Source organism: Burkholderia sp. L27(2015), assembly GCF_009765705.1.
GTDB lineage: Bacteria > Pseudomonadota > Gammaproteobacteria > Burkholderiales > Burkholderiaceae > LMUX01.
The window spans coordinates 1,437,105-1,451,041 of sequence record NZ_LMUX01000021.1 but is presented as its reverse complement, the minus strand read 5'-3'; the positions used below and the strand labels follow the sequence as shown (position 1 = coordinate 1,451,041).

Sequence of the window (13,937 nt, the reverse complement as noted above, 5' to 3'; positions counted from 1 at the left end):
TAGTTATGTCAATACTGAAAAAATATCATTTTCTATAATTTATAGAAAGGCTTAACTTATGTGGCTTCGCGCGACCCGCTGTTCGCAATGGGTCGCAATGCCTTGCTCACAATACGAAACTTTGCAGGAGACCAACGTGGCCGACACCGTGCTCGATCCGCTCGACTGGGAATCGCATCCGCCTTACCTCTATCCGCCGTACCGCTCTACCGTGAAGCGCGGCCCAACCCAGCCGTTGATCACGCTGAAAGATCACCTGCGCAATCTGCGCGCGCCCGTGTACGGTGCCGACGACCTGGGACCGCTCGATCACGACCTGACGCACAACGCCGTCAAGAACGGCGAACCGCTGGGCGAGCGCATCATCGTGACCGGACGCGTGCTCGACGAACGCGCACGGCCGGTAGCGAATACGCTGGTGGAAATCTGGCAGGCCAACGCGGCCGGCCGGTATGTGCACAAAACCGATCAGCACGACGCACCACTGGACCCGAATTTTCTCGGCGCGGGCCGTTGCCTGACCGATGCGCAAGGCCGTTATCGCTTTCTGAGCATCAAGCCGGGCGCCTACCCGTGGGGCAATCACGACAATGCCTGGCGCCCCAACCATATTCACTTCTCGCTATTCGGCGAATATTTCGCTTCGCGGCTGATCACGCAGATGTATTTCCCCGGCGATCCCTTGCTGGCCTACGACCCGATGTTCCAGGGCGTGCCGGCGGCGGCACGCGACCGGCTGGTCGCCACTTTCAAGCTCGATGTCACGCAGCCGGGCTACGCACTGGGCTATGAATTCGACATCGTCCTGCGTGGCGCCAACGAAACACCGCGGGAGAAATAAGCCATGCCTTTGAAACAGACCCCCTCGCAAACCGTCGGCCCGTTTTTCGCCTATGGACTTGTACCGGAGCAATATGGCTACGATTTGCCTAGCCTGTTCGCCACCAGTCCGGTTAGTCCCGAAGTGCAAGGTCAGAAAATTTCCGTGATCGGCCGAGTATTCGATGGCGACGGCAACCCCATCAGCGATGCACTGCTCGAGTTTTTGCAAAGCGACGCCGAGGGATTGCCGATTTCCTCATCGGCGGACCTCGCACGCAAGGGCATGAGCGGCTTCTGCCGGATAGGCACGGGCACCGACAAACAAAACCGCTTCGTGCTCGACACCATCAAGCCCGGTGCCGCAGCGGCAAACAGCGCGCCGCATCTCAACGTCATCGTCCTGATGCGCGGTATGCTGATGCACGCCTTTACGCGCATCTACTTCGGCGACGAGCCCGAGGCCAACGAGCGCGACGAAGTGTTGCAGGCCGTACCGGCCGCGCGTCGGCCTACGTTGATAGCGCGCCTGGATGCAGCACGCTCGGGCATCTCGCAGCCGATTTATCATTTCGATATTCATATGCAGGGCGAGCAAGAAACCGTGTTTTTTGACCTCTAAGAGAACTGCACCCATGCAAGCTTTGCGTGCCGCTTTTTCCACCACGTCCATGCGTGCCCTGTGGGACGACGAGGCCATCGTCGCGTCGATGTTGCGCTTCGAAGCCGCGCTTGCCCAAGCGCAGGCCGAATGCGAGCTGATTCCAGCGAGTGCGGCGCAGGCCATCGCAGCGCAATGCGAGACCGTCCACCTCGACGTTGCCGCGCTGGCCGAGCGGGCCCGTCGCGCCGGCACGCCTGCGATTCCGTTCGTGAAGGCATTGAAGGCAGAACTGAGCCACGCAGCACCGGATGCCGTGCCCTATCTGCATTACGGCGCCACCAGCCAGGACGTGTGCGATACCGCGCTCGTGTGCGTATCGCAAGCAGCGCTACAGCAGATCTACGTCGGCCTGCGGCGGCTCGGCGATGCGCTGGCAACACTGGTCGAGCGACACGCCAGAACCGCCATGCTGGCGCGCACCCTGCTGCAACCGGCCGCGCCAATCTCCTTTGGCTGGAAAGCGGCCGGTTGGCTCGACGCCGTCGCGCGCTGCGCGCACGCATTGCACGACGCCGGCGAAGGTGCTCGCGTGCTGCAGTTTGGCGGCGCCAACGGCACCTTGGTGGCGCACCATGCCAAGGCGCATGCGGTCACTCGCGTGCTCGCGCAGCGGCTGGGGTTGCAGGCCAGTGTCATTTCCTGGCATGGCGCACATGATCGCCTGGCACGCCTGGGCAATGAACTTGCAATCCTGTGCGGCATGCTCGGTAAGTTCGGCCGTGACATTTCACTGTTGATGCAGCCCGAAGTAGGCGAAGCCTTCGAGCCGCACGCCGAAGGGCGCGGCGGCTCTTCGGCGATGCCGCACAAGCGCAACCCGGTGGCATGCATGCATATGCTCGATGCTGCTTATCGCGCGCCCGCGCTAGCGCTTACGCTTACCGGCGAACTGACTGCTGAGCATGAGCGTGGCTTGGGCAGTTGGCCCAACGCGCTGCCGGTGCTGGCCGATCTCTTTATGCTTGCGGGTAACAGCCTTGACGCAGCCGTCGAAGTGGCGGAGGGCTTGCGCGTCGAGCCGCACGCGATGCAGGCCAATATCGATCGCATGCACGGCGTGGTCTTCTCCGAAGGCATCGCGCTGCTGCTTACGCGCAAGCTTGGCAGCGAGAATGCGCAGCGTATTGTGGGCGAACTATGCAACGAGGCGAGCGCGCGTCATGTCGATTTGCGCGACTTGGCTAGCCGCCACGATGAGGTCCGGGCAGCCGCGAGCGGTCAGGAAATCGACGCCGCTTGTAGCCAGACGGCCCATCTCGATGCGGCGCAGGCGATGTGCACAGCGGTGCTCGAAGCATGGCGGACCGGTCGCAATTTTTAGTCACCTCGTTTGTTGCCAACCCCGTTTTTGTTGACCTCGTTATTGATCCAGTTAAGCTCACCCAGGACCGACCATGCCACACGTACTCAGCGGCGATGCCCGCATCTACTGGCGCGCCGATGGCGACACAACGCTGCCCACGCTGGTGTTGGGCAACTCCCTAGGCACCGATTTTTCCCTGTGGGACCCTGTTCTCCCCCGCCTGATGCGCCACTTCCGAGTCGTGCGCTATGACATGCGCGGGCACGGTGCCTCAGACGCTCCCGCCGGTCCTTACACGATGACCCAGCTCACCGATGATCTGGCCGCCGTAGCCGATGCCGCAGGGCTGGAGAAATTCCACTATTGCGGCGTGTCGCTAGGGGGAATGGTCGGCATCAGTTATGCGGCGCGCGCCAGCAACCGCCTGGACAAGCTGGTGCTGTCCAACACAGCCACCGGGTTCGACGCAGCAGTATGGGATACGCGCATCGACGCCGTAGAGCGCGGCGGCATGGCGCAGATCGCCGACGCGGTCATGGCCCGCTTCTACACGCCGGCCTTCGTGGCGCGCAACGGCCTGGAGTATCAGCGCGTGCGCAATACCATGCTCTCGCTTGATCCCCAGGGATATATCGGCTGCTGCGCCGCAATTCGCGACATGAGTATCGCTGGCGCTCTATCCCGCGTCTCAGCGGACACGCTGGTGATCACGGGCGAGCATGACATGTCGACACCACCCGAGCGCGGGCAAGCGATCGCGGCGCAGATTCCCGGGGCGCAGATCACAACGCTGGCGTGCGCTCATATTCCCATGACCGAGTTGCCTTGCTTATGGTGCGACACGGTCTTGGGCTTCCTCGACGCAGTACCGGCTTACGACGAAGCGCAGCGTTACGCAGTCGGGCTCGCGCGACGCAAGCAAGTGTTAGGCGCTGAATATGTCGAACGGCGCCTGGAGGCCATTACCCCGTTCAACCAACGCTTCCAGACGCTCATCACGCAGCTCGCGTGGGGCCAGGTATGGACCTCGAGCCGGTTCGACGATTTGACGCGCCGTGTTGCCGTCCTGTCGATGACAACGGCGCTTGGACGTTGGGAAGAATTCGAGCTGCATGTCGCCGCAGCGTTGCGCGCCGGGGTAGAGCCGGAAGTGATCGAAGAAACCCTGGTACAGGCTTCAATCTATTGTGGCGTACCGGCGGCGAATACCGGCTTTGCATTGGCAGGAAAAATCATCGCGGCGCATCAGACGACCCCGGCGAACCGTTCCTCTAAATAAGCGATGATGGCCTTGGAGTCGTACAACCAGCGAGACCGACCCGCCTCTTGAATATGGAGGCAAGGGACCTTGACCTTGCCGCCTTCGGCCAGCAAACGATCCCGTGCAACGGGGTCCTTCTTGGCGTCGTGCAGAGTCATCGGCACATTCAACCGATGTAGGGCGCGTCGCGTCTTGACGCAAAAAGGGCACGCGCGGAACTGATACAGCGACAACCGCGCCGCTTCTTTGACTACCGCTGCCTGACCTTGCGCCGATCGGCGTTGCGGGCGCGGGCGGCTGACGGCATCACCGAGCAAAATCAACTCGCCGAGGCCGACACGCAGGGCTTTCATCAACATAGGGACTACCTTGAACGACAAATGGAAGTCGACAAGTCTACGCCTTCCTATGTCGAACCGTTCTGTTCTGTTCTACGCGGCGGCCGCCTTTGAGGTATGAAACCCGGGCGGGATTGCGGACGATTGAACTCATGTCTGCCGTGGTGTACTGTCCTGAGTCTTACCGCTAGCGGTTATCAACGGTATCAAACAGGGAGTTTCCATGACCCAAATCGCAAAAGGCACATTCGTCGTTTCACTCCAACCCATGCCGTTTGAAAGTGAGGATTCCGATCCAAAGCGGCTTGCTCGCATGTCTATCAACAAGCAGATTTCCGGTGATCTCGCGGCAAGCACAAAGGGGCAGATGCTCAGCGCTGGGACGAGCGTTAAAGGCTCGGCTGGCTACGTTGCCATAGAAAGGGTCACCGGGGTTTTGGCAGGCAAACACGGTTCCTTCGTGCTGCAGCATACGGGCACCATGAATCGCGGCGTAGCCTCTCTGTCTGTGACCGTCGTGCCGGATTCTGGAACGGAAGAACTGACCGGCATCGAGGGTGACTTCAAGATTAATATCGTCGAGGGTGCGCACTTCTATGAGTTTGCCTATCGCCTGCCCAGCCACTGAAAACTCAACGGATCCCAGGGGGCTGAAGCAACTACGCTGATCGTGACGCTTTCTGCCCAGCCGCATTTTGCACTGCCGGAACCTCCCGCCGCGTAAATTGTCTATACACGGTATCGCCCTTTTTTGTGGGGAGGTTTCAAATGGCTGCCACCCAATCAGGGGCGATGCCCCTCTCCGATGAAAATGCCCGGCGCCAGTTGCGCCGCGCCGTCATCGCAAGCACGATCGGTACCACGATCGAATGGTACGACTTCTTCCTCTACAGTACAGTGACCGGCCTGGTTTTCGCGAAGCTGTATTTTCCGCAATCGGCCCCACTCGTCGGCACACTACAGGCTTTTTTGATCTATGCCGTCGGCTTCATAGCACGGCCAGTCGGCGCGGCCATTTTCGGCCACTACGGCGATCGGATCGGACGTAAAGCCACGCTGATCGTCACCCTATTGCTGATGGGCGTCGCGACGTTTGCCGTGGCCTTTGTGCCCACCTATTCGCAAATCGGCATCTGGGGCGCAGTCCTGCTCACGGTGCTGCGCTTCATCCAGGGTGTGGGCGTGGGCGGTGAATGGGGTGGCTCGGTCTTGATGTCGATGGAATGGGCTCGCACCAACGCACATCGCGGCTTCGTCGCCTCCTTGCCGCAGTTCGGGGTGCCGGCGGGACTTTTCCTGGCCAACCTGGCGGTGCTGGCTGTGAGTGAGATCTCCGGCAGCGGCTTTCTCACGTGGGGCTGGCGCATACCGTTCTTCCTCAGTATCGTGCTGGTCGCGGTCGGTCTATACATCCGATTGAATATTCTCGAAACGCCCATTTTTTCGCGGCTTCTGGCTGAGCGCAAGATCGAGAAGACGCCGATCCTCGAGGTATTGCGTCGCCAACCGAAAGACATCCTGCTCTCGGCCTTAGCGCGCATGGCCGAACAAGCGCCTTTCTATATTTTCACGGCCTTTGTCTTCACGTATGGCGTCTCGACACTGGGCATGACACGCGACATGTTGCTCACCGCCGTGCTGGTGGCTTCGGTGGTGGAATTCGGAACCATCCCGCTGTTTGGTCACGTGTCCGATCTGATCGGGCGGCGTCGGATGTACATGATCGGTGCCGCCGTCGTCGGCGTATTCGGCGTGCTCTATTTTGCGATGGTCGGCACCAAGGATCCGATGTGGATCTTCGTGGCCATTGTGCTTTCGCTGGTACCGCATGCAATGATGTACGGCCCCCAGGCCGCTTTGATCGCGGAATCCTTTACGGGCCGAATGCGTTACAGCGGTGCATCCTTGGGCTACCAGTTGGCTTCGGTCATTGCCGGCGGCCCCGCGCCGCTGATTGCGACCGCGCTCTTCGCTTACTACCATTCGGGCTATGCCATCGCGGCTTATATCGTGGTGTGCGCGGTGATCAGCCTGATTGCCTCCTCGCGGCTAGTCGATTACACGAACAAGGACATCTCGCGGGAATACGACGACGTGCAGGCGGGTGGCGGCACGCGCGCGTCCCCGGCACACTGAATCAGTCTGCTGCGGCTTGCGCCATGATGTTGTTGCGCAGCCGTTCGCTCCGAGGGGCATGGCGGAAGTCGATGCGCCCCTCGGCTGGCGCTTGTGTTGTCGAGACCCCATCGCGCTCGTCATCGCTGCACACGTCATAAGTACGAGCGCAACAGCATTTCCAAACCCAGCCCCAGCAGGCAAACAAAAAGCCATCGCCGGAATGTCGCGGGACTGACCCGATTGCGGATACCCTGCCCTATCCACATGCCCAACAGCGCGGGCGCCACCGCGAACAGCGAATTGCGGATGTCCCCGATGACAAAAGCGTGCTCACGCGCAAGACCCGCCGCGAGCGCTATCGTCGATACGGTAAAAGACAGGCCCAGCGCCTGCACCAGTTCCTCTTTCGTCAGATCGAGCGCCTGAAGATAGGGCACCGCAGGGATGACAAACACGCCTGTGCCGCCCGTAATGAAGCCCGTGACTAGCCCCACGATAGGCGATAGACGGTTTTCGATCCGACCCGGCACCGAAAACTGACGCGCCAGCAAGCCCACCGCGCCGTAGACCATCAAGGCAAGCCCTAAGCCGGTGACCGCCCAATGGGCCGCGCCGCCGGCAATGAACGAGGCCGCAATCAGCGTACCGATCACGATACCGATCAACATGGGCCACAACCGTCTCGCCAGCGTACCGAAGCGCGGGCCCGCGAACAATTGCCAGACGTTGGTGACGAACGATGGCAAGATGAGGAGCGCAGCGGCTTGGACCGGCAACATAAACGCCCCCAGAACGCCCATCGCGACGGTAGGCAATCCCATGCCGGTGACGCCCTTCACCGTGCCCGCGAGCACAAACGTGAGAGCGATCACTGCAATTTGAGCGGTAAAAAACGAGGTCATGATAGTAGTTCTAGAGTGGTAGCCGGCTCATTCTCCCAGATGCAATAGCTGGCACAATGCGGATGATACGCAATGAGCCTTAGGATTTGACTAAGGCTGGCAAAAATGTGAACTGAGTGAAAACTGAGCGGGACCTGTATTTTTGCTGGAGCTGTATTGATGCGCTTTGACCTGATCGACCTCCGCCTGTTTTTGCATATTCTCGAATCCGGCAGCATCACGCAGGGTGCCGCCCAGGCGAATATGTCCCTGCCCTCGGCCAGCGCGCGCTTGCGCGGCATGGAAGAGGTGATCGGCATGCCCTTGCTCGAACGTGGCCGTCGCGGTGTCGAATCCACGCCCACAGGCGACACGCTGGCTCATCACGCACGACTGGTGTTGGGGCAGATGGAACGCCTGCAAGGGGAACTGAAAGAGCATTCAAGCGGGCGCGTAGCATCCATCCGCCTTTGGGCGAATACCTCGGCAATCACAGAATTCCTACCGCGAGTGTTGAGTCCGTTTCTCCGCGACCATCCGAACGTTCATATCGATTTGAAAGAGCGCCTCAGCGTGGAAACAGTCAAGGCCGTGCTCGCTGACGTGGCGGAAGTCGGCATCGTTTCCGACGCGGTCGATCACGGCGCACTGCACGTGTTTCCGTTTGCCACGGATCGTCTCGTCCTTGTAGTGGGCCGGGACGACGCCTTGGCGATACATCGGCGCGTGGCGCTCCAGGAAGTGCTCGGGCGCAAGTTTATCGGCTTGAGTCCCGGCAGTCCCTTACAGCAACACGTATGCGAACACGCTGTGCTCGCGGGGCAACCTTTGCGTTTCAGAGCGCAAGTGCGAACGTTCGAGGCGATATGCAGCATGGTTGAAGGCGGTGCTGGGATCGGTATCGTGCCAGCCACCGCAGCGCAGCGGTATCGCGGAAAAAACGGCATCCGGCGCATTGCGCTGACCGACCGTTGGGCGACGCGTCAACTGCTGGCCTGTGTGAAGCATCCGGATGGGTTGTCACGGCCGGCCAAGGCCCTGCTTGAACAGCTTGCCATCGCGCCGAGCGCGACGTAGTTTCAGCCACACGCGGTGCGTCCCCCTGCACGGTGGTCAGTGTGCGCCCGCGCCCCGCCGGCGGGCTGTTGCGTTCGCTTCCGCATCGCGTTCCCAATTGAATTGTTCCCTGCCATTGCGCCATTCCGATTACAATTTGCACGGAAAAATCCCCGACCATTTAGGCACGAACCGATGAGTGACACTCCGATATCCGCCGCCTCAAGCGCCCGACCACAGGCAACCTTCGTCGCGGCCGCCCCTTGCGCGATTTTCATCGTCGCTACCATTTCCGACGATCCCGCCAGCTATGAGACTGTCCGTGCCTGGTGCGGTGATGTCGCGGCCTTGGTCAGGGCAGTGGGCCGACGTGCGCCTGCGGGTGAATTGTCGTGCGTGTGTGGGTTTGGCTCGCACGCCTGGGACGTACTGTTCGGTGAGCCGCGTCCTGCGAGTCTGCATCCGTTTCTCGCGATAGGCTCGGGGGAGCGCGTCGCGGTCTCGACGCCCGGGGATATTCTCCTGCACATCTGCGCCAACGAGATGAATCTCTGCTTCGAATTGGCGACTCAACTCATGAGCCCACTCGGTTCAGCAGTGACGGTCGTGGATGAGGTGCATGGCTTTCGTAATTTTGAACAACGCAGCATGGTCGGCTTCGTCGACGGCACTGAAAATCCCAGCGGCGACGAAATACCGGTCTTTGCGATCGTCGGCGATGAAGATGCGGCCGCGGCGGGTGGGAGCTATATCCTGGTGCAAAAATATCTGCACGACATGACAGGCTGGAACGCGTTATCGACCGAAGCACAGGAACGCATCATAGGCCGCACCAAGCTCTCCGACATCGAACTGGACGAGTCGGTCAAACCGAGCTCGTCGCACAGCTCGCTCACCACCATCACCGATAACGGCGAAGAGGTGAAAATACTGCGCGCCAACATGCCGTTTGGACGGCCGGGGTTCGGCGAATTCGGCACGTATTTCATCGGCTATGCGCGCTCGCCCGCGCCGATCGAGTTGATGCTCGAGAACATGTTTGTCGGGCGGCCGGCGGGAAACTATGACCGCTTGCTCGATTTCAGTAAAGCGGTAACGGGTAGCTTGTTTTTTGCGCCGTCTGCGTCGTTGCTCGAAGAGCTAGCGGAGTGCAACCCGGATGCGCCCGCTGCCGACCCGGCGCGTTAGCGGCACGACGCGCGCGTCGCCGCATTAAGGAGAGATATGCGTGTCGCCGCATGGCCGCACGACACGCATGTCGCCGCATAACGGCACGATACGCGCGTCGCCGCTAGGACAATACCCGCATCACCGCGAAAGTCCGCGCGCATCGATCGCCCATACTTGCTCGACCTGCGCGCCGCGAAAGCACACGTACTCGTCGTATAGGTTGGCGGTCGGATCGCAATGCCCCGGCGCAAAGAAGATGCGTTGCCCCAGCAGTTCGCGCATCGTGTTCGGCATGGTGTCGGTCACCACCAACACGCCGTGCTCGTCGTTCGCGGCCGTGTAGCGCAGCTCGGCCTCCTGCCCGTCGTTCTCCCAGTAAATTCGTCGCGGTAGCCCCGAATCCACCGCCAGGCCCTTCAAGCCCACGTCGCACACGGCAATGCCCGCGCGCGCCGCGCTCATGATGGTCGATGCGATAAAAAGGCTGTGGCGAAGTCGCAGCGCGCCCGTCCATTGATTAGCGCCGTAATGCGCGTCCATGAACAAGTACGACCCCGGTTGCAGCTCCGTGTAGACGCCGCTTGCCGCGTCGAACTCTATCGTCCCGGTACCGCCGCCCGTTACGACGTCGCAGTTTATGCCGCGCGCATGCAGCGCCTGGACATAATGCGACGCCAGCTCAGCCGCCCGTTGCGCGGCGACCTTGCGCTCCGCATGCACTGCAATGTGTTGTGCACCGCCGTGATACGCCTGCAAGCCGCCGAACCGAAGCGCAGTTTGCGCCGCAATGGCATCGACCAGTTCGAGCAACGCCTCGGTCGTATTCACGCCGCAACGTCCCTGCCCCACGTCGACCTCAGGCAGCACATCGATACGCACGCCCGCGCTTTTGGCTGCAACTCCCAGCGCAGTAACTTGAGCGACGGAATCGACGCACACGCTCAAGCGCACATGTGCCGCCAACTCGACCGCCATGGCGACTTTGTCGGCGCCGACGAATTCATTGCTGATGTGTATGCTGGGAATGCCCGCCGCCGCGAACGGATAAGCTTCGCTGAGTTTCTGGCAACAGATGCCCACAGCCCCAGCCGCGAGCTGGCGCTTCGCGATCTCGCTCGACTTGTGAGCCTTCGCGTGCGGTCGCAACGCCACGCCATGAGCGGCGGCGAAGTCCGAAATTTTTTGTAAGTTGGCTTCGAACGCATCGAGATCGATCAGCAATGCGGGCGTGCCGACCGCGCTGAGCGAATCGCCGGGTTGGGCTACCGCAGGAGCTTGCAGCTTCAAGAACATCCCCTTGAAAAATCACGCATATAGGCTGCATTCGAACTGCATGCAGAAACTCGCGACATAGTAGCATTCGCCGTCGCGCAACGACCTCGTGCGGCGCGTGCAAACTGTCAGAAAATGTTTGATGTCCAAGCCCGCACTATCCCCTCAGTTCATCGCATCCACCACTTCATCGGTGGACACCACCGCATGGGCCAAAAACCGATAGTTGATCATGGCCGCCTTATAGCCGTCTCCCCATACCGGGTGACGTGGTCCAGCCACGGCATCGGAGACGACCGCCACCTCGAAACCCTGCTCGACGAAATCGCGCAAATGTGACTCCACGCACATGTTCGCGAGCATGCCGCCGAGGATGATGCCGCTGATGCCGCGCTTGCGTAGTTGCAGGACGAGATCGTTGGTCTGCGGCCCGAACACCTTGTGGGGGCTCGCAACGATAGTCTTGCCGTCTTCGATATAAGGCTTGAAGCGCTCCAGCCAGTCCGCTCCCGAATTCAGAAAGCCTGTCAGGTTCAAGGCACCGCTCCTGGCGAAGGTGCCGGTCTCGAACTCGTCGGCTTCCAGCAGCCCGTTCATTTTCCAGGTGATATCGGTGGGATAGAAATAATGAGGGGATATAAACACTTCGTATCCCTTCGCCTTCGCCGCCTTGAAAATGCGCTCCAGATTCTCCACCGTTCGGTTCTCGGTAACGCTCGCGCCCACAGCGCCCCAGTTGGCGCCCTTTTCGCTGAGCACGTCGTTTTGCGGATCGATGATTACGACTGCGGTGTTGCCCTTCTGGATGTTCATTTTCGTCACCTCGTTTTCGTCACTCGTTTTCCTCACCTTGGCAAGGATGTGTGCGAGCCTTACGCTGCAGGTTCAGTCAGCCCGCGCTTCGCTTTGCAGGCGCGCCGGGCACCTGCGTCTTGATACACCCACCCACGCGCTCAGAGATCGAGCTGCAGCGGGTCGTCCGGGTCGTTGTCGCCCACCTCCGGTTTGGCAGGCACGGCGCAGCAGATCAGCGCTTCATCCTCGGGGACCTTGAACGCAGGGGGGACCGCGTAGGCCACCACGCCCTTCACGATGCGGGTTCGACACGTGCCGCACGTGCCACCACGGCAGCCGAATTCGGGCGACAGTCCGCACGACTCCGCCAGTTTCAGCAAGGAGCCACTTCCCGGCGTCCACTGCGCCTGCTGGCCCGACTTGACGAACGCGATGGAAATCGGCGCTTCAGCCGGCACGTGCTCAGGCGCCGCATCGATCGAGTGGTCGCACTTTCTGCGCAGCGCAGCGGGCCCGAACGACTCGGCATGGATGCGCGCATCGGCAACGTTCAAATTGCGCAGGCCATCGTAGATCGACTGCATGAATGCACCCGGGCCGCATAGATAGAAGTCGTAATCGTTGAACGACAATACCTGTTTAAGCAGCCTCAAATCGATCCGGCCCACCACGTCGTAGTCTTTATCCTTGAGCGCGCCCGATGGATCCGTCAGCAATCGCATCACGTGCACGCGGCCCTGCGCCCTCTGGGCCAACTCGTGTATTTCGGTTGTGAACGCGCGCTCGGCCAATGCATGTGCCGACTGGAAGAACCAGGTCGGCCGCACCCGCCGGGTGCGCAGCCCCTCATATACGATGTGGCGCAGCATGGCGAGCATCGGCGTCACGCCGACACCGGCGGCCAGGAGCACAGCAGGTCGCCGCTCCAAGGCGTCGATGGTGAACTGACCGGCAGGCGCCCTGGCCTCGATCACATCGCCCACGCGAAGCGTGTCGTGGAGGTACACGGATACCGCGCCTTCGCGCTTGACGCTGATCCGGTAGAACTCGTCAGATGGGCTGACCGAAAGCGTATAAGTCCGTATGACGGGCTTACTGGTGCCCGCCAGCGTGACACGGATCGGCAGGTGCTGGCCTGCTTGATGCGCGAGCCGACCTGCTCCGTCTTGCGGCTCGAGGTAGAACGACCGAATCAAGGAACTCTCGTCGGCGATCTTGGTAACCCTGAACGGTCGCCACGAATCTGCTAATGCCGCCGCCTTCAGCCGCTCTTCGACCTGTGCCCAGTCGCCGGTCATCAGCGAGTTGGGCGACCAGCCTTCGCGCTGGAACGTCCAATGCAGGGGCAAAGCATCGGGACGATAGACGATACGGCGCGGCTTGAAACGCCATAACCGCTCCGCCCCCTGGAACGCGGCGATCTCCGGCGACTGCAGGACGATCTCGGCGTCTCCCGAAAGCTGGAGCAAATCGCCCGTTTCGAAATCGGTGAAAAGAAGCCCTGCTTTGGGATTGACGAGAAAATTGCCCAGCGTTGCGAAAAACAAATTCCCGGCGAACTCCGGAATCGTTAGAACGCCATCGTCGCCCAGACGCACGAAGCCCGCCCGGCCACCGCGATGCGAGACGTCGACTTGCCGAGGCTCCCCGTCGATATCCACATAGGAAGCGACGAACAACGTGTCCGCTCCTGTGATCATCGCCCGGGCACGCTCGGACAACTCAGACAGGCGCACGGCTTCCTGCTTCGACACACTTGCCGAGTCGCGGACAAATTCGAAATCGCGCAGTTGGATATATTGCGGGCAATTGCCGAAACTCTGGGCAACCTCGATGTCGAAACCCGCCTCGCTACTATTGCGCACGACGCCGTTCAAACGGTTGCGGCGCCGCGTGTCCAGTTCTATGCCGAGCAACCCGACCGACGCGCCGTTATCGAACCCACTGCTGGCGGGGTCCCTCGAATCGCGCTTGCCGGTGCTCACGCTCAGTCTGTGTCGAGTCGGTGCCTGCAGGAACCCAGGCGTGCCCGCGAGCAACGTAGCCCATGGGTCGCCATCCTTATCCACGGCCCCGAGAACCACGAACGGCAGCTGCATGTAAAACGCACGATGCTGATCGAGCATGAAACCACGAATCACTTGCCGCCCGATTTCCTCCATCCGCTGCGCAACCCCAGCCGCTTTCTGGAGTTCCAGTTCACCGGGATGCCAAGGCGAGCGCGGGTTCTCTGTCGGGGATGTGCTCATGCTAGGGCGAC

At 61.0% G+C, this 13,937-nt stretch carries 13 protein-coding genes; 8 read left to right on the top strand and 5 right to left on the bottom strand.

Annotated features, from left to right (window positions below):
* Positions 1-97: 97 nt before the first annotated feature.
* From pcaH to pcaD, 4 genes are all read left to right on the top strand, one after another.
* Positions 98-841 (top strand): protocatechuate 3,4-dioxygenase subunit beta, encoded by a 744-nt coding sequence (gene pcaH, locus GSQ77_RS24865; protein ID WP_174246490.1) that lies wholly within the window; start codon positions 98-100, stop codon positions 839-841.
* Positions 842-844: 3 nt separating this feature from the next.
* Positions 845-1,441 (top strand): protocatechuate 3,4-dioxygenase subunit alpha, encoded by a 597-nt coding sequence (pcaG, locus tag GSQ77_RS24860; protein ID WP_158905802.1) that lies wholly within the window; start codon positions 845-847, stop codon positions 1,439-1,441.
* A 13-nt stretch (positions 1,442-1,454) separates the two neighbouring features.
* The gene (pcaB, locus tag GSQ77_RS24855; protein ID WP_158905800.1) at positions 1,455-2,804 is read left to right on the top strand and encodes a 3-carboxy-cis,cis-muconate cycloisomerase; all 1,350 of its coding nucleotides are present in this window, start codon (positions 1,455-1,457) and stop codon (positions 2,802-2,804) included.
* Positions 2,805-2,877: 73 nt separating this feature from the next.
* Complete coding sequence (gene pcaD / locus GSQ77_RS24850; protein ID WP_158905798.1) at positions 2,878-4,065, top strand: 3-oxoadipate enol-lactonase; 1,188 nt, start codon at positions 2,878-2,880, stop codon at positions 4,063-4,065.
* Here pcaD and GSQ77_RS24845 read toward each other — a convergent pair.
* On the bottom strand, positions 4,032-4,406 hold the full coding sequence (locus GSQ77_RS24845; RefSeq protein WP_158905796.1) for a glutathione S-transferase N-terminal domain-containing protein: 375 nt from the start codon (positions 4,404-4,406) through the stop codon (positions 4,032-4,034). The two genes, pcaD and GSQ77_RS24845, sit on opposite strands and share 34 nt — an antisense overlap.
* A 202-nt stretch (positions 4,407-4,608) precedes the next feature.
* On the opposite strand from GSQ77_RS24845, the gene GSQ77_RS24840 reads away from it, so the two are divergent.
* Together GSQ77_RS24840 and GSQ77_RS24835 are read left to right on the top strand one after the other, a co-directional pair.
* Positions 4,609-5,013: a DUF3224 domain-containing protein gene (locus GSQ77_RS24840; RefSeq protein WP_158905794.1), complete on the top strand. Its 405-nt coding sequence runs from the start codon at positions 4,609-4,611 to the stop codon at positions 5,011-5,013.
* 140 nt (positions 5,014-5,153) lie between these two features.
* Complete coding sequence (locus GSQ77_RS24835) at positions 5,154-6,521, top strand: MFS transporter (RefSeq protein WP_158905792.1); 1,368 nt, start codon at positions 5,154-5,156, stop codon at positions 6,519-6,521.
* Between the two features lie 134 nt (positions 6,522-6,655).
* Here GSQ77_RS24835 and GSQ77_RS24830 read toward each other — a convergent pair whose 3' ends face one another.
* Positions 6,656-7,405 (bottom strand): sulfite exporter TauE/SafE family protein, encoded by a 750-nt coding sequence (locus GSQ77_RS24830; protein WP_158905790.1) that lies wholly within the window; start codon positions 7,403-7,405, stop codon positions 6,656-6,658.
* A 159-nt stretch (positions 7,406-7,564) separates the two neighbouring features.
* On the opposite strand from GSQ77_RS24830, the gene GSQ77_RS24825 reads away from it, so the two are divergent.
* Together GSQ77_RS24825 and GSQ77_RS24820 are read left to right on the top strand one after the other, a co-directional pair.
* Positions 7,565-8,461 (top strand): LysR family transcriptional regulator, encoded by an 897-nt coding sequence (locus GSQ77_RS24825; protein ID WP_158905788.1) that lies wholly within the window; start codon positions 7,565-7,567, stop codon positions 8,459-8,461.
* Positions 8,462-8,635: 174 nt separating this feature from the next.
* Positions 8,636-9,628 carry a Dyp-type peroxidase gene (locus tag GSQ77_RS24820; protein WP_158905786.1) on the top strand — a complete coding sequence of 331 codons (993 nt, stop codon included), beginning with the start codon at positions 8,636-8,638 and terminating at the stop codon, positions 9,626-9,628.
* A 120-nt stretch (positions 9,629-9,748) separates the two neighbouring features.
* On the opposite strand, the gene GSQ77_RS24815 is transcribed toward GSQ77_RS24820, so the two are convergent.
* From GSQ77_RS24815 to GSQ77_RS24805, 3 genes are all read right to left on the bottom strand, one after another.
* On the bottom strand, positions 9,749-10,897 hold the full coding sequence (locus GSQ77_RS24815; protein ID WP_254067774.1) for a DSD1 family PLP-dependent enzyme: 1,149 nt from the start codon (positions 10,895-10,897) through the stop codon (positions 9,749-9,751).
* 150 nt (positions 10,898-11,047) lie between these two features.
* Complete coding sequence (locus GSQ77_RS24810) at positions 11,048-11,695, bottom strand: cysteine hydrolase (RefSeq protein WP_158905782.1); 648 nt, start codon at positions 11,693-11,695, stop codon at positions 11,048-11,050.
* A gap of 140 nt (positions 11,696-11,835) precedes the next feature.
* On the bottom strand, positions 11,836-13,926 hold the full coding sequence (locus GSQ77_RS24805; protein WP_158905780.1) for a pyridoxamine 5'-phosphate oxidase family protein: 2,091 nt from the start codon (positions 13,924-13,926) through the stop codon (positions 11,836-11,838).
* Positions 13,927-13,937 lie beyond the last annotated feature (11 nt).